This window comes from Arthrobacter glacialis (assembly GCF_002909445.1).
GTDB lineage: Bacteria > Actinomycetota > Actinomycetes > Actinomycetales > Micrococcaceae > Specibacter > Specibacter glacialis.
On sequence record NZ_PPXC01000009.1, the window covers coordinates 1 to 17,368 of the forward strand.

Sequence of the window (17,368 nt, forward strand, 5' to 3'; positions counted from 1 at the left end):
ATTGATCACCCTCCATGATGGTTGGTGGCCCTGTTTTCAATTGGCAGCCGTGGCCCTATTTTCGGTTGGCGTTAACACCTGGCACCAGGATCGCATGGTGGGCCGCGCGCGCGGAGCGGTTGCCGCGGCAGGAGCATACCGTTTTTCAAGTCCAACCAAGCCCCTTGGGAACTGCGTTCGGGTATCGCTCCGCCCGACCGCAGCACTTGAATATGAACGGGACCGGTTTCTCAGGCCGGTCTCTGGCAGCGGATATGATCAAAGCATGATCGGACCCGCAAATGCTTTCGGCCCCATGCTTGAAGTGAAGACGTGGGTGGGACTCATCCCCTGCCCTCCGTTATTCCGGTGAGGTTTCCGGTTATGGGCCCAGCAACCGACCGGTGTGTTGGCTCCGGAGAACGTGGATTGCTTTGTTGTAGCCTTGACCGATGAATATTGAAGTGGTGCCCTATTCGTCAGACTGGGCAAAGCAATTCCATGACCTTGCTTACGACCTTCGGTCATGGCTTCAAAGTGTGCCAGTGATCGCGATCGAGCATGTCGGTTCTACTGCGGTTCCGGGGCTTTTTGCGAAGCCGATCCTCGATGTCGACATTATTGTGCGTCGCAAGTATGTGAATGCCGCGATCACCGCACTTACAGCAGCCGGCTAGACCCACCAGGGAGACCTGGGTGTGACCGACCGTGAGGCATTCATCGCACCCGATAAGAACCCAGCTCGCCACGTGTATGTCTGCGTCGAGAACACCTTGCACGTTCGTAACCATCTGGCAGTGCGCAACACACTCCGCCAGGGTTCTGATCTCCGAAACCGCTATGAACAAGTGAAGAGGCAACTCGCGAGCGATACGGAAATAGTCATGTCGCGCTGCGTAGCAGGGACGTCCGAAGTGCTTCAGGACGTGCTGGCGGCCTCGGACCTCACGGCTGAGGAGAAGCAGCAGATCTACGACTTGAACAATCCACCCTAAGACTTGTGCGTCAGTGGTGGCAATTGAATGGGACACGTCGAGCAAGTGAGCCCGTCCCGCAGAGCGTTCCCCTGCGAACACTGAACCGTGGCGCCGGTCCCCCTCTGCCACGGTCGAGTAAACACATCCACGGAAGTGCAAGTGAACTGACTAGTCTCGACTTTTCTTTTTCGCGAAGAAGCCCGCGCCAATCAATCCGATTGTCACGATTACGCCGATCATAATGAAGTCGGAACTTTCCATTTCGTCACCCCCATCGGTCCTTGGTCTTGTTGTACTACAGCGAAGCGCTGCGGATGGCGGTCAGAGCCTCCCGCGCCCTCTCGGGTTTGGTCTCCAACGAGGAGGACGCAACGCCCGCGCTGAGACTGATCACCGATATCTGGTGGGCCACCACATCGTGGAGGTCCCTTGCGATGCGGACCCGCTCCTCAGCCACACGCCGTCGTGCCTCCTCCCGACCCTGCTCGGCACGCTCCGCCCGCTCGGTCAACGCCGTGATGCACTCCCGCCGCGACCTGGCTGCATCACCCAGCGCCCCCGCAAGGACAATGAACATGACGAACTGCAGTGCACGCGAATCGAACAGCTCCCCGCCAAGCGGAACCGCGTTCACCACGAACACCACCAGAACAGCCGCCGCAACACACGGGATGCCAACCATCCGGCGTCGACGGTCAGCCACCGAGAATGCAGTGATTGCGACAGCCAGCAGCGAGCTCGGTGACAAAACACCCGTGAAGGCAACGGCCACGTTGCAGACCAAGCTCACCCCGAGCGCGGCGATTGGCCAGCGGCGACGCAGCGGCATCACCGCTGCCGGCAGAAGCGCCGCCACCAGCAGCAGCCCACGGACGCGGAAAAGTTCATCGGGGAAGGGGAACACGCCAACGATCACAACGGCGGCGATGGCCAGGAAATCGCTCCCGCGGGCCGCGAATGGTGGGGGAGGAGGTGGCTGCACACTTCCAGTTTCTCCCCTTCCGCGCTGCAGCGGCTCAGCCCAAAGGACGATATGCGCGTACCGCGAACGCGGTACAAAGGTGTCCCCGTGGGGGTGACGCGCCGGGAGCCGCCGACTAGAAGACTCAATGGCAGGGCGCACCGTGGGCCATTGGAAGGGTAGCCATGAAGAAGCATCTCAAGAGAATCCTGGTATCGGCAGCGGCTGTGGGTGCCGTGCTGGCAGTCGGGTTGACCACCACGTCAGTGGTCAATGGTGTTGCGAGTGAGTCCGAGAGTCACCGGATTGAGCAGTACGGGCAAAAGGTGGAGGTCGACGGCGGCGCCATGAACGTTTTGATTGCCGGGGCAGGCCCGGCGGACATTGTCCTGCTCCCGGGATTCGGCACAGCCTCCCCGGTCCTGGACTTCGAACCGCTGGTCACCGACCTGGCCAAGGATCACCGGGTGATTGTGGTTGAACCCTTTGGCTACGGACTCAGCGACGGCTACAACGATTCCGTATACGCCGAGCACGCACGTGAGCAGATCAGCCTGCTCAGCAACAAGAACTCCCTCACACCCACCTATCTCAACGAAATGGCGCACATTCGCACCAACTTCGAAAGCGCACGTGGCACGAGCTTCCCCGCGGACTTGCCGCTGCTCTTGTTCGTTGAATCTGACAATGCGAAGAACCCGGACTGGCTGGGTCTGCACCAGCGGCAGGCCTCGAGTGTCGCGGACGGGACAGTGATTCCGGTCCTCGACGAGCACTACCTTCATCATTCCCATACTGGCGAGATTGCCGATGAATTCCGGTCGTGGGAGGGCGATCGCACCCCAATAAGTAGCTGAAGGACACACCCGTCGGGCGGCTGGGTGCGCCCACCTTGACGGTGACCGCACCCAGCCGCCGCAGTTAGCGAGCGGCGTTATCGGGCGCTGGCCGTTTCCTTTTCGGCCACCGGGGCACGCTTGGGTCCGTGCAGGGTCATCGCGGCCAGCAATGCTCCGGCCAGGGCGATCACGGCTGCGCCGATGAATGCTGAGGAGAAGCCGGTGGTCAACGCTGGGAGGTTTCCGAGGTCGGAGGCGCCATTGGCGGCTGCAATTGCTGTCATCGCTGCCAAGCCAAGTGCGGACCCTACCTGGTAGCTGGTGTTGACCAGACCCGAAGCCAGGCCGCCTTCTTGCGGTGGGGCGCTGGAGATCGCCGTGCCCAGGGTGGGGATGAATGCCAAGGACATTCCCAGTGCGGCCAGAAGCGATGCAGGGAGCACATCCACCCAGAAGGTGCCGTCCACGCGAATAAATGACAACCAGAGCAGGCCGCCTGAGAGAGCTAGCAGACCGCTCACCGTCATGGTCTTGGGCCCGAACTTCGCGGTGAGTCGCGGTGCGAAAACGATCATGGTGATCATGGTGAACGCCGTCATGGGCAGTAGTGCGGCGCCGCTGGGGAATGCCGAGTAGCCCAGGACTTGCTGCAGGTACAGATTCAGGAAGAACCACATGGGGATCCAGGCGGCGGCAAGCAGCAACTGGGCCAGGTTGGCCGCGGCCAGATTCGGGATGCGGAAGATGGAAAGCCGCATCAGCGGCTCCTTCCGGAGGGCCTGAACCAGCACGAACAGTGCAAGCAAAACCACGGCCGCGACGAGTGTTCCCCAGGTTTCCACACTGGTCCAACCCACCTCGGGTGCCCTGACAATGGCGAAGACGCCCACGGCAAGTCCGGCCGTGACAAGGAGTGCGCCGGCGATGTCGATGGAGCCGCGAATCCGCGGCCCGTCTGCCGGGAGCGCCCTGGCCACGAGCGCAAGGACCAACAGTGCGAGCGGGATGTTAATGAAGAAGACCCACGGCCATGACATGTACTCGGTGATGACGCCGCCGAGGAACACCCCTGCCGTTCCGCCTGCCGGCGCGGCGGCACCGTAGAGGGCCAACGCACCGCCCAGTTCCTTGGGGCTCGATCCAAACGTCTTCATGAGTAGGGTGAGCGCAGCAGGTGCGATCAGTGCCGCGCCAACTCCCTGCACGCCGCGCCCGATCAACTCGAACGCCACGTTCCCGGCAAACCCTGCCACGGCGGAACCGGCGAGTAAGACTACCCAACCAGTGGCGAACATCCGCCGGGCGCCGAAGACATCACCCAGCCGCCCGCCCAGAAGCAGCAGCCCGCCGAAGGTAATGACATAGGCGTTGAAAACCCAAGAGAGGTTCTCGGGGCCAAAACCCAGGTCCTCCTGCATACGGGGCAACGCGACCCCCACGATGGAGGTGTCCATGATGACGACGAATTGCGCGAGTGCAATGAGCAAGAGCGCAAGCCGCTTCTTCCCCCGACTCGGTGTTGATTGAGACATGCTCTGGTTCCCTTCAATTGCGCCATTGTTGGCCATTCCACAACACTGATGAATACCCTATGGGGGTATGGAAATCAGTCTAATTGGATACCATACGGGGGTAGGGTATTTAATGCAAGCGCAGCCAAGTGCGCCATCGAAGTTCGATGGGCTGACAATGGGGAGGAGTGTGGGGTTGAGCCTGGTTGCGGAATTGCCTGAAAGGAGCCCTATTTAGGGGCCGGGGCAGCATTTCGGAGTTGCTGTTTTAGGCCGGTTTCAGCGGGCCGGGGCAGCATTAAGTGGTCAGGCGGACTGGGTGCGGATGCGCGCCAGATGCGCAGCAGAAGCGGCCGGACAATACTGATCATTGCGGCCGGCGCGGCCGGACAGCATTAATCGGCACCGCAGTCATGGCACTATGCCGTTAGCGGGACCGCTCGATCGCGGCCAGCTGCTGGGCCAGCCCGTTCATCACTATCTGCAACCCATATTCGAAGGCTTCATCCGCCCGCTGTTGCGTGCCCTGTGGCGGCGTCGCGAGGGCGGCCGCCAAGGCGGGCTCGGCATGGTCGCCCGGCGTCCACACCACTTCCGGTGCGGCAACGTCCAATGCTGAGCCGAGCACGAAGCTGTCCAGGGTGGTGATGGCTTTCAGTACTTCTGCCGGATCAAATCCGGCCTCCGTGAGTACGTCAGCCAGGAGGTTGTACATCCGTGTGGTGGCGGGGTGGGAGACCGGGTATGCGGTCAGCAGCGGAATGAGCCGGGGGTGGCGGGCGTAGCTGTTGCGGTACTGCCGGCAGGTCTCGCTGATGGTTGCGTACCAGTCGGAATCGTGGTGGGGCAGGCGAATGTGATCGGAGGCCAATCCGCGCATGAGTTCGACGATTTCCGTCCGCCCGGAAACGTGGTTGTACAGCGAGGACGGCCGGACTCCCAGCTTTGCGGCCAACGCGGGGATGGTGAACTCCCCGCTGTGGTCCACCAGCTCCAGGGCGCCCTTGGCGATTCGGTCCACGGATAACAGCGGCGTCAACGGGCGGGCCATGGCTCTCCTTGGGTAGGTGCCGAGTGGACGGCAGTTGGTTGCCGCTCGGGTTCTTACCGTTGAATCTACCAATTCCCGAGCCGGGATCTTGCATCCTGTCGCCATTGGCCCCATACTAAACGAATGCCATTCGTTTTACGTGATCCAAATCTCATTTCCCCCAATCCCGCAGGAGCGCCAGCATGATCGAAATAACCGCACTTGTTCCGCCACCCTCGTTCGCCCGAGTCGATGAACCCCGTCGCCTCCCGCTGCGTGTGGGCGTTGTGCAGCACCGATGGCAAGCCGATGCCGCTGCGCTGCGCGCCGAGCTGTCCCAGGGAATTGCCCGCGCCGCCGGGCACGGCGCGGCCATTGTGTTCCTGCCCGAGCTCACCTTGTCCCGCTACCCTGCAGATGCCATTCCGACGTCGGCGCCCGGTGCCGCCGCGGAGGACCTGTCCACCGGACCCACCTTTACCTTCGCGGCGGAAGCGGCACAGGCGAACGGCGTCCACGTGCATGCATCGCTCTATGAAAAGGCCGACGCGGGCGACGGGCTGGGATTCAACACCGCCATCCTGGTTTCCCCCGCCGGGGAGCTCGTCGGCCGAACCCGGAAACTGCACATCCCGGTCACCGAGGGCTACTACGAGGACAAGTACTTCCGCGGCGGCGACGGCGAGGCACCCTACCCGGTCTACACCCTCAAGGACCTCGACGGCGTCCGCTTGGGCATGCCCACGTGCTGGGATGAATGGTTTCCCGAAGTGGCCCGCCTCTACTCACTGGACGGGGCGGAACTGCTCGTCTACCCGACAGCAATTGGCTCAGAACCAGCCCATCCCGACTTTGACACGCAACCGCTGTGGCAGCAGGTCATCGTTGGGAACGGGATCGCCAACGGACTGTTCATGGTGGCACCGAACCGCTACGGCGACGAAGGGGCCGTGACCTTCTATGGCTCGTCGTTTATCTCCGACCCGTACGGACGGATCCTCGTCCAGGCGCCGCGCAACGAGTCCGCCGTCCTGGTGGCGGACCTGGATCTTGACCAGCGCAAAGACTGGCTGGATCTATTCCCCTTCCTTGCCACCCGGCGCCCCGACACTTACGCCCGCTTGAGTGAACCGGTCAACAGTTTGCAGCCGCACGGCAGCCATGAGAGCCAATTTGCGCACCAGGGGCGGGCATGAGTTGGCGGATGCCGGCGGAGACCGAAGCTCAGGAACGCATCTGGATGGCGTTCCCTGTCGACGGCTACACGCTGGGTGAGACGGCGGCTCAAGCCCATGAGGCGCGCTCAACGTGGGCCGCGGTGGCCCACGCGGCGGCCGAGTTTGAGCCGGTCACCATGGTGGTTGACCCGAGCGCCGCTGCGGTTGCCCGGGAATACCTTTCGGCAGAGATTCGCATCGTTGAGGCGCCGCTGAACGACGCCTGGATGCGGGACATCGGGCCGACCTTCGTGATCGACGACGGCGGCAACCGGCTCGGCGCCGTCGACTGGGTCTTCAACGGCTGGGGCCGGCAGAACTGGGCCGCGTGGGACAAGGACACCCTGATCGGAGCCGAAGTGACAGCCGGCGCCGGGGCCATGCCGGTGCCGTCGAAACTGGTCAACGAGGGCGGCGGCATCCATGTTGACGGCCGAGGCACCGTGCTGGTCACGGAGACCGTCCAGCTTGACCCGTTCCGCAACCCCGGGACGAGCAAAGCCGAGGTCGAGGCCGAACTGGCCCGGACCCTCGGGGCCAACAACGTGATCTGGCTGCCGCGCGGTCTCACCCGCGACTCCGATACCTTCGGCACCCGCGGCCATGTCGACATCGTCGCGACCATTCCTTCCCCCGGCGTTTTGCTGGTCCACCGGCAAACGAACCCGGAACACCCGGACTACACGATCTGTGCGGAAATCATTGACCATCTCGCCGGCACCAGGGACTCCGACGGGAATCCGTGGCGAATCGTGGAACTGCCCGCACCCGCAACCCTGCGGGACGAGGAAGGATTCGTCGATTACAGCTACGTCAACCATCTTGTGGTCAACGGGGGTGTCATAGCGTGCAGTTTCGACGATGTTGCGGACCAGGCGGCGGTGGAAATCCTCCGCGCATGCTACCCGAACCGCCGGGTCGTCACCGTGGACGCCCGACCACTTTTTGCCCGCGGAGGCGGCATCCACTGCATCAGCCAACAACAACCCGCACTGGCTACTGACTCCATTGTCTTTTCGCGGTAACCCATTCGGCGACCACCTAGCTAAGAAAGGCGACAAGATGTCACCGCAACCAGGAACACTGCAGCGCCGGCTGAAGCTGCGACACATAGTCTTCATCGGCCTTGCCTACATGTCACCCTTTGCGGTGTTCGATACCTTTGGTATCGTCACCGAAGCGACCAACGGCCATGTCCCGGCGTCGTACATCATCGTCACGATCGCGGTGATTTTCACTGCCTTTAGCTATGCCAAGATGGTGCGGATCTTCCCCTCGGCTGGGTCGGCGTATACCTACACCCGCAAGACGATTAATCCGGGCGTGGGTTTCCTGGTGGGCTGGGCGGCCCTGCTGGACTACATGTTCCTGCCAATGATCAATGCCCTCCTGGCCAAGATCTACCTCTCCGCCCAGTTCCCCGACGTCCCCGGCTGGGTTTGGATCGCAGGCCTCATCCTGGTCGTCACGCTGCTGAACATTGTGGGCGTGAGGATCAGTGCTTCCGCCAACATGGTCATGGTCGTTTTTCAGGCCCTCGTCGCGGTCGCCTTCGTGGGCCTCACCCTCAGGGCGATCCTCTCGGACAATGCCCTGCAGTTCTCTCTTGCCCCCTTCTATGCGATGGATATGGACACGGCAGGCCTGGTCGGCGGCGCGTCGGTGCTTGCCTTGGCCTTCCTGGGCTTCGATGCTGTCACGACCCTGTCCGAAGAGACCATCGACGCCGAGAAGAACATGCCGCGCGCAATCATGTGGGTGGCAGCACTCGGTGCCCTCTTCTTCGTCACGGTCACCTACGTCATGCAGACCCTCGTCCCGGATTTGGCGTCCTTGGAACGCATCACCACGGAAACGGAGAGCGCATCAGGGCACATTGCGCTGTTCATTGGCGGCATTGCCTTCCAAACAATTTTCCTGGTCGGTGCGATCTGCTCAGTACTGGCTTCGGGCCTCGCCTCACAGACAAGTGCCTCCCGCCTGCTGTTCGCGATGGGCAGGGACGGAATCCTGTTCAAGCGATTCTTCGGCTACTTGCATCCGCGGTTTGGCACACCAGTGCTGAACATTCTCGCCATCGCGGTGATCGCCTTGACAGCACTGATGTTGGACCTGAACTCAGCGACGTCGCTGATTAACTTCGGTGCGTTTACGGCCTTCGCGTTTGTGAACTTGTCTGTCATCGCGTTCCACCTCCGGCGAAAGGGCCCCCGGTCCGGGCGGTCGATGATCGGCTGGATCGTGGCGCCGGGCGTTGGTTTCCTGATCAATGCCTACCTCTGGGCCAATCTGGCTCCGCTGGCCATGAAAGTGGGCATCGTGTGGACCTTGCTCGGCGTCGTCTACCTGCTGTGGATCACCCGGGGATTCCGGCGGCCCACACCGGAAGTGGCTTTCGATGAAGCCGAGGGGACATCGCACCGCGAATCGGATGCCGGAGCCGAGCTCACCATGTCACGGGACGCTTAGCGCATGCCCTCGCGCCGGATGGCCGTGGAAATGGCAGCCGCCCTTGTTTCAACTCCGAGCTTGGCGTAAATATGGGCCAGATGTGTCTTGACGGTGGCCTCGGAGATGAACAGCCGCTGCCCCAGCGCCTTGTTGCTCAGCCCCTCCGTCAACAGGCTCAACAGCTCGGCTTCCCGGGGTGTCAGCACCTCGTCGGGATTGCGCAGCTGCTGAAACAGCCGGGATGCAACAGGAGCGCTCATGACACTTTTCCCCTGCACCGCGCCCCGGACTGCGGCAAAAATCTCCTCGGGCGTGGCGTCCTTGAGCAGATACCCCATGGCGCCTGCGTCCGCGGCCCGGACAATGTCGGCGTCGGAATCGTAGGTGGTGAACACAAGAATGGCCTGCCGGCTGTTGATCCGCCGCACCTGCTTGATGGTCTCTATGCCGTCGATGCCGGCACCCATGGCGAGGTCCATGACGATCACCGAGGGACTGTGCTCCGCCATGGCCAGCAGGGCCGCTTCCCCGGAGGCGGCCTCGGCAACAACGCTGATGTCCGGCTGGGTGCCCAGCAGGGCCTTGAGCCCGCTGCGGACCACCATGTGGTCGTCCACCAAGAGAACAGAAATGGGAGTCATGCGTCGATATCCTCCGTGGGAAGCTGCGCAGCCACGATGGTTCCCTCGCCGGGCGTGCTTCCCACCGAGAATACTCCGCCCAGCTGCTCCACGCGTGCCCGCATGGCCCGCAGCCCGTAACCACCGGTTTTCGACGGCGGGGCGGTGCCGCCTGGGTCGAAGCCGTCTCCGTCGTCGTAAATATCCAAGGTGACAGTGCCCGGCAGGTACCCCAAGGTCACCGTTGTGTGGGGAGCGGCAGCGTGCAGTTTGATGTTGGCGGCGGCACTCTGAACCACTCGGAGCAGAGCATGGCGGACATCGGAGGGAAGGGTGCGCGCCATGCCAGTGACTTGCACCCGGACGTCGGGAACGTAGGCGGATGCGGCCTGCAGCAGGGCCTCGGCCAGCGGCACGGTGTCCAGCCCCGGCGAGGCCAGTTCATGCACGAGGCTTCGAGTGTCCGTGAGGTTCGCCCGCAACAGTGTGCTGGCCCGGTCCACATCTCCCTTGGCGGCGGTGCTCGGCCAGGTCCTGGTGGCGGCCTCCAGCAGCAGCAGGCTGCTGGCAAGGCCTTGCGTCACTGTGTCATGGATTTCACGGGAAACCCGCTCGCGCTCGGCAATGGTGCCGGCCCGGCGCTCGCTGGCGGCGAGCTTGGCCTGGGCCGCTGAAAGCTGCGCGAGAAGGCGGCGCTGTTCCCGGGCATCGTGTTCAATCCGGTCGTAGATCAGCGTCAACATGGCACCGACGGCCAGCGGCCCCAGCAACATGGCGATGTCGCTGCCGCCGCTGAGCCTGAATAATCCTGCTGACGTTGCCAGGGCGATCACTCCACCTGCCAGATGTGCCGCCCAGCCAGACAAAACGGTCCGGCAGAGGAAGAACACAGCAACAGAACACCACGCAAAACTTGGTGCCACCAGAACCAGTGCCGACCACAAAACAACCAGGGCAAACATCCACAACGCCCAGGGTCGGCGTCGCCGTGCCAATACCGCCACCACCGCATAGATGCCGCACACGCCCGCCGCGAGAGCCAGCACCCAAATGTTGTCTGCGGGCGGATGCCGCATGACGTATCGCACCAGTGACGCCATCATAAGCACCACAAAGCCCAGGTGCACCACCGCATCAATCCGGCCCAGCTGGCGGGACTGTGGGATGACTGATTCCTGGACGCCACCGGAGGGATTGCCGGGGCGGGGCAGCGTGGCTGGAGCTGAAGGTGGCATGGTCCTGTTCCGGTGCAATGAAAGGTGTTTCTCCCATGCTAGAGCGTCTGCCGTTGCTGGTCTCTCAGCCTTTTGGCTGATGCGGCCACCGCATTGGATGATCCTGCTCCAGCCCAAGGCCCGATGCGCTGGCATGGCCGTCCGCGAAACCATGAAGACACGGCACAGGCACCCAAAAGCTGGCCAGTCCCACCCACAGGCCCAGCATTCAAAAACCCAAGGAGACCACCATGAAGAAGTCCACCAAGATCATGTCCGCCGCCGCCGTTGGAGCGTTGCTGCTCACGGGAGGCACCACCTTTGTTGCCAATGCCGGCACGAGCCCCGCCGCGCCAGCTGCCAAACCGGCCGCAGATGTCCTCATTGCTGCTTCAAACGCAGTGCCCCAGAACCGCATTTCCGTTGGTGCGTCTGCAAAAGCTGTGGGCGCGGCCCTGGAAAAATGCCAGGCAGACAAGCTTCCCTTCGTGACCGTTGCGTTGGTTGACCGCTTCGGCACCGTCCAGGCAATCCTGCGCGGTGACAATGCCGCCGAGCACACCATCGAAGCAGCCAAGGCGAAGGCCTACACGGCCGCCGCCTTCGGGGCACCCACCAGCGAGCTGGCCAAGCGCATCCAGGGCAACGGCCCCAGCATCGCGGACCTGCCCGGAACCTTGTTCCTGCCCGGCGGCGTTCCCCTGAAGGTCAACGGTGTCTCCGTGGCCGGGATCGGCGTGGGTGGTGCCCCCGACGGCATGCTGGATGAGGCCTGCGCAGCTGCCGGCGCCGCGGCCCTGATCAAGTAGCCTTTCCTCATGGCACGATTCACAGCGTCCAGCCCACACCAGCGTCTATTGCTGGCGGCCGCAGTGGGGGCCTTGACGGTGTTAATCTCGGCCTGCACAGCAGGCGAAGGGACGACGGCGGCAACCCAAGTGCCGCCGTCGTCCGCCGCCACGAGCCAATCACCTCTCCCCACCCTCGCAGCAACCGCAACCACGCCCGCTGCCCTGTCCACGGAGGCCCAAATGGACCTTGACCAGCAGCTGGTTCTCGCCGCCAAGGCCAACGACCTGCCCCTGGTGGACCGGCTCATCCAGGGCGGCGGCAACGTCAATGCCAAAGATTCGATGCAGGACTCGGCGTTCCTCTACGCCGGGGCCGAAGGGTTCAACGAGATCCTGGCGCTCACTCTTGCCCACGGGGCCGATGTGTCCAGCACCAACCGCTACGGCGGAACCGCCCTCATCCCGGCGAGCGAGCACGGGCATGGGGAGACCGTACGGATTCTGATCAAGGCCGGGGTGCCGGTCAACCACGTCAACAACCTTGGCTGGACGGCCATGCAGGAAGCTGTCCTGCTCAACAACGGCGGCCCCAAGCAGCAGGACGTTGTCCGGCAATTGCTGGACGCCGGTGCCGACCCGGACCTGCGGGACCCAGAGGGGTGCACTGCCCTGGAGAACGCGCAGCGCCTGGGCTTTACGGAGATCGTGGAGATCATCAGCGCGCACAGCTGAGCTGTACCAGTGCGTGGGCCAGTGTTCGGTTGCTAGCCCATTCCAGCGCGGCTTCAAGGTCGCTGGCTTCGATGACCCAGAAGCCGCCAAGGTATTCCTGGGGCAGCGTGTAGGGTCCGTTGCGCACAACGGCTGAGGCGCCATCGTTGTCAACAGTCATGGCTTACCGAGATCATGTACTGCTTCATGCGGTGCCTCCGCTGGAGATGTGAGGTGCTGGGACAATTGCCACTGTAGCGAGGACCGGGGCGCCACCGGCAGGGGCGGCCCGCACGTCGCCTCAGCGGTTCCGCCCGGAATTTAGCACTGGCATTGCTGCCTAGACTGGTTGAGCGGCCCGTGAACCTACGGGGCAAGCGCCGATGCCGGCATCGGGTGAAAAGAAAGAGGGAAAACGGTGACAGAGTTCTGGCACAGCAACAAGCTGCCGCACTTGGAATCGCGCCGCTCGTGCCAAGAGAGCGCAAGCTACCGGCCACACAGTCATGACAGGTTTTCAGTTGGCCTGATCGACTCGGGCAGCACTGTATTCAGCGGGGCCTCGGGGTACCCCGTTCCTTTGGCCGCCGGCGATGTCATTCTTATTCCGGCGGGTCACGTCCACGCCTGCAACCCGGACAGCGGTCACTGGCGGTACCAAATGATCCAGGCCGATCAGGACTGGGTTGGTGGGCTCCTGCAAGAGGGAACCACAGAGCTTGTCTCCGGAATCAGCGTGTACCGGCAGCCGGAAATGTACGGGCAATTCTCACTCATCAACGAACTGATTTTTACCGGCGCGGCACCCGGCCGGATCGAGGCAGGGTTCCGCGAGGCGTTGGCAGCATGTGCGGAACGTGAACCGGCGCATCGACTGCTTGCCACCACCGACGTTGAGCTCCTGCACCGGCTGAACCCGGTGTTCATCCGGCTGCGGGATGATGAGGAGAATCCACTGCTCGATGAACTGGCCCAGATCGCGGGGATGGGCAAGTACCAGCTCATCCGGGCCATGAAAAAGCTGACAGGATTCGCGCCACTGGCGTGGCGGCAGAACGAGCGTGTCATCACTGCCCGGAAGATGCTCCGCGAGGGACGGCCCCTGGCGGAGACAGCCCACGCACTTGGCTTTGTCGATCAAAGCCACTTCCACCGGGTATTCCGCGCCCATGTGGCTTCATCCCCGGGCAGTTATCGCAGCTAGGCGCAATATCGTACAAGACCGCACCGCTGCCATCTAGCAAACTTGACCACGTTCGCAGTCGAGGCAGTGGGAGACATATGGAACAGTTCTTTGCCGTGGCGGCGGCGCATTTCTTGGCGTTGCTGATCCCAGGAGTCGATTTTTTCCTGATCGCCCGCACCACCATGAGTCACGGATGGCGCAACGCCAGTGGTGCCTGCCTGGGCATCGCACTGGCCAACGGTGTGTTCATCGCGGCCGCGTTCTCGGGGCTGTCCCTAATCTCCCACCCGGTGCTGTTGGGAACAATTCAGGCGGCAGGTGGCATCTTTCTGAGCTACATCGGTGTGATGTTTCTGCGCGCAAGCACAGCAGTGCTTGTCCCCGAGATGGCGGTGGCGGCGCGCAGCACCTGGGGAAAGAGCTTGGGTCTCGGGTTCGCCTCCGGCCTGCTCAACCCGAAAAACGCACTCTTCTATGTCAGTCTCGCGGCGGGCCTTGCCGCCGCGGATGCCGTGTCGCTGGGGCTCTATGGTGCCTGGATGTTCGCCGTGGTCCTGCTGTGGGACCTCTTCCTTGCGATTGCCTTGGGGTCGGAACGGGCGCTCAGCAAACTGTCCCGCTTCCTGCCGTGGATGACAAAGGTCGCCGGAGGTTTTCTTGTGCTCCTGGGGCTCGGGATGGTCGTGACCCTCGTGGCAGGGCTGTGGCAGTAGCTGTGCCCCTACGGCCGCCTGCCTTGTCTAACCTATCGATTAACGATATATTTGCATCGTTGTTCGATGGAAGGATGGGGATGGGACGCTTAACTGTTCTGGCGCTGCGCACATGCCTCGCGGTGGGATTGGCTGGCCTGTTATTTGTGCAGCTGGTGATGGTGCCGTTGCTGGCCGTTGACCTGAGTGAGGCAGGACCCGAAGTGCTCAGGGTCAGGCCGGCCATTGTGGTGATAGTTCTGTTGGGACTGTTGGCCATCCAGGTGACGCTTGTGTGCGTGTGGAAACTCCTGAGCCTGGTGCGCAGGGACGCGGTGTTTGCGCAGGCGGCGTTCAAATATGTGGACGTCATCATCGCCGCCATTGCGGCGGCCGCGCTGCTCACCTTTGCCATGGGTGCAGTCCTGGCCCCTGGCGAGGCGGTGGCGCCGGGAGTGGTGCTCATGCTCGGGGGCGTGGGGCTGTTGATTGGCGCTGTGGCGTTGATAGTGGTGGTCATGCGCACTTTGCTGGCCCAGGCCATGACCATGCGCCAAGAGCTGGATGAGGTCATCTAGTGCCCATCATGGTCAATATCGACGTCATGCTGGCCAAGCGCAAGATGCCGGTGGGTGCCCTGGCCGAACGTGTCGGCATCACCCCGGCCAACCTGGCAGTGCTCAAGAACGGGCGGGCCAAGGCCATCCGGTTCACCACGCTTGAGGCATTGTGTGAGGCACTCGACTGCCAGCCCGGGGACCTGCTGCGGTGGGAACCCGAACCCTAAACCGGGCGCGGGCCCCGGTATTGCCGCGGATCAGTCGTTGATGGCTTCCACGCCGTCGCGCTTGAGCTGTTCAAGGTGGCCACGCATGTGCCCCAGCGCCTCGGGGGAGTGGGGTTCCCAGTCCAGCACCTCGGCAATGACCCGCAAGGGTTCGCGCGTGCGGTAGGACCTTGTGGGATTGCCCGGGAATTTCTTGTCCGTCAGATTGGGGTCGTCCTCGAAGGGACCCGTGGCTTCCACCCGGTAGATCCGCCCGGGGCCCTCGCCAGCGCTGAGCTCGGCGCCCCAGGTGGCCGCATCCAAGGTTGCCGTCAGGTAGAGGAAGTTGGCTGTTTTTCGTTCACCGTAATTTGAGCTGTGTCCGGTGTTCAACAGCTCGCCGGGCACCAGTGCGGCCTTGGTGCCGTGGTAAAAAGGCCCGGAATCGTTGGGCTGGGACGGTGTTGTCTGCTGCTCCATGGGTACCCCTGCGTTGACGTTTGCATCCCACTGTAGCCCCGCGCGGAGCACTGTGGTCCAAAAATCTTCCGCCCTCAGGCGGTGCGGGGGCGCCCCAGCGGAATGACCAGGGGCGTGTGGGAGACCGGGTCCTCGATAATCCTGCAGGGCATGCCGAAGACTTCCTCCACCAGTTCCTCGGTGATGATGTCAGCCGGTGCGCCCTCAGCCACCACAGCACCGTCCTTCATGGCAATGATGTGGCTGGCGTAGCGGCTGGCATGGTTGAGGTCGTGCAGTACGGCAACCAGCGTGAAGCCTTTGTCCAGATTCAGGTCACGGCACAGTTCCAGCAGTTCAATCTGGTGCGAAATGTCCAAAAACGTGGTGGGCTCGTCAAGCAGCAGCAGGGGAGTCTGTTGGGCCAGCACCATGGCCACCCACACCCGCTGGCGCTGCCCGCCGGAGAGCTCGTCAACAAGGCGGCCGGACAGTGATTTCACCCCTGTTGCTGCCATGGCATCGACGACGGCGGCTTCATCCGCCACGCTCCACTGCCGCAACAGTTTTTGGTGCGGGTAGCGGCCGCGGGCCACCAGATCGGCCACCGTGATGCCGTCCGGGGCAATCGAAGACTGGGGCAGCAGGCCCAGCTTCCGCGCCAATTCCTTGGCCGGGAATGCGGCCACGGACTTGCCATCGAGCAGGACCTGCCCGTTGCGCGGTTTGATCAGGCGAGCCAGCGCCCGCAACAGCGTCGACTTCCCGCACGCATTCGGGCCCACAATCACGGTGAACGAACCCTCGGGGATCTGGATGTTCAAATGCTCCGAGATGACCCGCTGGTCGTAGCCGATGGCCAGATCGGTGGTTTTCAGGCCCGGGTGGGTGGCTGTGGTGAGGCTCATTATTTCCTTGCTTCCCTGGCCAGCAGCCAGATCAGGTAGATGCCGCCGATGCTGACGGTCACGACGCCCACGGGCAATTGGATCGGCGCAAACAGCCGCTGGGCGGCGAGGTCACTGGCCACCAGCAACAAAGAGCCCAGCAATGCCGAGGGCAGCAGGGAAATCCCGGCGTTGCCGCACAAGCGGCGGGCCAGCTGCGGTGCTGCCAGCGCAACGAAGGCGATGGGGCCGGCGACGGCGGTGGCGGCGGCAGTCAGCGCCACCCCAAGAATTAGCAGCAGCAGACGGGTGGGTTCGGCCCGGACGCCCAAGGCGCGGGCTGCGTCGTCGCCCATTTCCAACATCCGCATCCGGCGCGAAACACCGAGTACAGCCGCCGACACCACCACGACCACCAGCACAGCGGGCCCGGCCTGTTCCCAGGTGATGCCGTTGAGGGAGCCGGCGCCCCACACGGCCGCTGCCATGGCCGCCTCAAGTTCGGCTTGCAGAATGAGCCAGTGGTTGAAGGCGGCGAGCATGGCGCTCATGCCAATGCCCACAATGATGAGGCGGAAGCCGTGCGAGCCGCGCCGAAACGCCAACAGATACACCGCCAAGGCCGTGAGAATACCACCCGCGAGTGCCCCGGCGGCCACTTGCCAGTAGCTTCCACCAACGGCCAGGATCACCAGCAGCGCCCCAGTGTATGCGCCGGTGTTAAAGCCGATGATGTCCGGGCTGCCGAGCGGATTTCGGGTCAGCGACTGGAAGATTGCCCCACTCATGCCCAGTGCGGCGCCAAGGACCAGGGCCATGAGGACGCGGGGGAGCCGCCACTGGGTCACCACTGTCTGGGTCATGGGATCCCCGCCGCCGGTGAGTGCCCGCAGCACCTCCGGCAGGGGCACGGCAAAGTCGCCCGTGGCCAGGGCGACGGCGGCGAGCAGCAGGGACAACAACAGAACCGCGAAGCACACCAGCACGGTGCGGGTCTCCAAGCGGAAACTGGCGGCGCCTCCCGGGATCCGCACCAGCAAGGTCTGCCGGCCAAAGTCCAGGTCCGGGCGTGAGATG

The 17,368-nt window shown here is 63.2% G+C and carries 19 protein-coding genes and 1 pseudogene; 11 read left to right on the forward strand and 9 right to left on the reverse strand.

The window, feature by feature from the left end; all coding sequences use genetic code 11:
* Nucleotides 1-431 precede the first annotated feature (431 nt).
* Nucleotides 432-974, forward strand: a pseudogene (locus CVS27_RS21295) (GrpB family protein).
* A 277-nt stretch (nucleotides 975-1,251) separates the two neighbouring features.
* On the opposite strand, the gene CVS27_RS12260 reads toward CVS27_RS21295, so the two are convergent.
* Entirely contained in the window at nucleotides 1,252-1,938 is a 687-nt protein-coding gene (locus CVS27_RS12260; RefSeq protein WP_103466040.1) for a histidine kinase dimerization/phosphoacceptor domain-containing protein, read from the reverse strand.
* A 164-nt stretch (nucleotides 1,939-2,102) separates the two neighbouring features.
* Here CVS27_RS12260 and CVS27_RS12265 point away from each other — a divergent pair, with 164 nt between their 5' ends.
* Nucleotides 2,103-2,774 carry an alpha/beta fold hydrolase gene (locus tag CVS27_RS12265; protein WP_103466041.1) on the forward strand — a complete coding sequence of 224 codons (672 nt, stop codon included), beginning with the start codon at nucleotides 2,103-2,105 and terminating at the stop codon, nucleotides 2,772-2,774.
* 77 nt (nucleotides 2,775-2,851) lie between these two features.
* Here the strand turns inward: CVS27_RS12265 and CVS27_RS12270 are convergent, their stop codons facing one another.
* Nucleotides 2,852-4,288: an MFS transporter gene (locus CVS27_RS12270; RefSeq protein ID WP_103466183.1), complete on the reverse strand. Its 1,437-nt coding sequence runs from the start codon at nucleotides 4,286-4,288 to the stop codon at nucleotides 2,852-2,854.
* A 406-nt stretch (nucleotides 4,289-4,694) separates the two neighbouring features.
* Nucleotides 4,695-5,318, reverse strand: coding sequence for a TetR/AcrR family transcriptional regulator C-terminal domain-containing protein (locus CVS27_RS12275; protein WP_103466042.1), 624 nt, complete (start codon nucleotides 5,316-5,318; stop codon nucleotides 4,695-4,697).
* 182 nt (nucleotides 5,319-5,500) lie between these two features.
* Between CVS27_RS12275 and CVS27_RS12280 the strand changes: the two genes are divergently transcribed.
* Genes CVS27_RS12280 through CVS27_RS12290 form a run of 3 tightly spaced genes read left to right on the forward strand, consistent with a single transcriptional unit; the run spans nucleotide 5,501 to nucleotide 8,983 of the window.
* Nucleotides 5,501-6,493, forward strand: coding sequence for a nitrilase-related carbon-nitrogen hydrolase (locus CVS27_RS12280; protein ID WP_103466043.1), 993 nt, complete (start codon nucleotides 5,501-5,503; stop codon nucleotides 6,491-6,493).
* Nucleotides 6,490-7,539: an agmatine deiminase family protein gene (locus tag CVS27_RS12285; RefSeq protein WP_103466044.1), complete on the forward strand. Its 1,050-nt coding sequence runs from the start codon at nucleotides 6,490-6,492 to the stop codon at nucleotides 7,537-7,539. The genes CVS27_RS12280 and CVS27_RS12285 overlap by 4 nt, the downstream gene beginning before the upstream one ends.
* Before the next feature lie 37 nt (nucleotides 7,540-7,576).
* Nucleotides 7,577-8,983 carry an APC family permease gene (locus CVS27_RS12290; protein WP_103466045.1) on the forward strand — a complete coding sequence of 469 codons (1,407 nt, stop codon included), beginning with the start codon at nucleotides 7,577-7,579 and terminating at the stop codon, nucleotides 8,981-8,983.
* On the opposite strand, the gene CVS27_RS12295 is transcribed toward CVS27_RS12290, so the two are convergent.
* Both CVS27_RS12295 and CVS27_RS12300 read right to left on the reverse strand, forming a co-directional pair.
* Complete coding sequence (locus tag CVS27_RS12295; RefSeq protein ID WP_103466046.1) at nucleotides 8,980-9,606, reverse strand: response regulator; 627 nt, start codon at nucleotides 9,604-9,606, stop codon at nucleotides 8,980-8,982. The genes CVS27_RS12290 and CVS27_RS12295 overlap by 4 nt on opposite strands.
* Complete coding sequence (locus tag CVS27_RS12300) at nucleotides 9,603-10,820, reverse strand: sensor histidine kinase (RefSeq protein WP_103466047.1); 1,218 nt, start codon at nucleotides 10,818-10,820, stop codon at nucleotides 9,603-9,605. Before CVS27_RS12300 ends, CVS27_RS12295 begins: the two co-directional genes overlap by 4 nt.
* 230 nt (nucleotides 10,821-11,050) lie before the next feature.
* Between CVS27_RS12300 and CVS27_RS12305 the strand changes: the two genes are divergently transcribed.
* Nucleotides 11,051-11,608: a GlcG/HbpS family heme-binding protein gene (locus CVS27_RS12305; protein WP_103466048.1), complete on the forward strand. Its 558-nt coding sequence runs from the start codon at nucleotides 11,051-11,053 to the stop codon at nucleotides 11,606-11,608.
* A 9-nt stretch (nucleotides 11,609-11,617) separates the two neighbouring features.
* Complete coding sequence (locus CVS27_RS12310) at nucleotides 11,618-12,322, forward strand: ankyrin repeat domain-containing protein (RefSeq protein ID WP_103466049.1); 705 nt, start codon at nucleotides 11,618-11,620, stop codon at nucleotides 12,320-12,322.
* On the opposite strand, the gene CVS27_RS12315 is transcribed toward CVS27_RS12310, so the two are convergent.
* A complete protein-coding gene (locus tag CVS27_RS12315) occupies nucleotides 12,306-12,482 on the reverse strand; it encodes a YciI family protein (protein WP_103466050.1) in 177 nt (58 codons plus the stop codon). The genes CVS27_RS12310 and CVS27_RS12315 overlap by 17 nt on opposite strands.
* A gap of 237 nt (nucleotides 12,483-12,719) precedes the next feature.
* Here CVS27_RS12315 and CVS27_RS12320 point away from each other — a divergent pair, with 237 nt between their 5' ends.
* The 4 genes from CVS27_RS12320 to CVS27_RS12335 all read left to right on the forward strand — a co-directional run bounded on the left by CVS27_RS12320 (nucleotide 12,720) and on the right by CVS27_RS12335 (nucleotide 14,966).
* Nucleotides 12,720-13,505 carry an AraC family transcriptional regulator gene (locus CVS27_RS12320; RefSeq protein WP_103466051.1) on the forward strand — a complete coding sequence of 262 codons (786 nt, stop codon included), beginning with the start codon at nucleotides 12,720-12,722 and terminating at the stop codon, nucleotides 13,503-13,505.
* 77 nt (nucleotides 13,506-13,582) lie between these two features.
* Nucleotides 13,583-14,200 (forward strand): LysE family translocator, encoded by a 618-nt coding sequence (locus CVS27_RS12325; RefSeq protein ID WP_103466052.1) that lies wholly within the window; start codon nucleotides 13,583-13,585, stop codon nucleotides 14,198-14,200.
* A gap of 80 nt (nucleotides 14,201-14,280) precedes the next feature.
* A complete protein-coding gene (locus CVS27_RS12330) occupies nucleotides 14,281-14,757 on the forward strand; it encodes a DUF2975 domain-containing protein (RefSeq protein ID WP_103466053.1) in 477 nt (158 codons plus the stop codon).
* Entirely contained in the window at nucleotides 14,757-14,966 is a 210-nt protein-coding gene (locus CVS27_RS12335) for a helix-turn-helix domain-containing protein (RefSeq protein ID WP_103466054.1), read from the forward strand. The genes CVS27_RS12330 and CVS27_RS12335 overlap by 1 nt, the downstream gene beginning before the upstream one ends.
* Nucleotides 14,967-14,996: 30 nt before the next feature.
* Here CVS27_RS12335 and arr read toward each other — a convergent pair whose 3' ends face one another.
* From arr to fepG, 3 genes are all read right to left on the reverse strand, one after another.
* Nucleotides 14,997-15,425, reverse strand: coding sequence for an NAD(+)--rifampin ADP-ribosyltransferase (gene arr / locus CVS27_RS12340; protein WP_103466055.1), 429 nt, complete (start codon nucleotides 15,423-15,425; stop codon nucleotides 14,997-14,999).
* 74 nt (nucleotides 15,426-15,499) lie between these two features.
* Nucleotides 15,500-16,312 carry an ABC transporter ATP-binding protein gene (locus tag CVS27_RS12345; protein ID WP_103466056.1) on the reverse strand — a complete coding sequence of 271 codons (813 nt, stop codon included), beginning with the start codon at nucleotides 16,310-16,312 and terminating at the stop codon, nucleotides 15,500-15,502.
* A complete protein-coding gene (fepG, locus tag CVS27_RS12350; RefSeq protein ID WP_370739513.1) occupies nucleotides 16,312-17,367 on the reverse strand; it encodes an iron-enterobactin ABC transporter permease in 1,056 nt (351 codons plus the stop codon). Before fepG ends, CVS27_RS12345 begins: the two co-directional genes overlap by 1 nt.
* Between the last annotated feature and the right edge of the window lies 1 nt (nucleotide 17,368).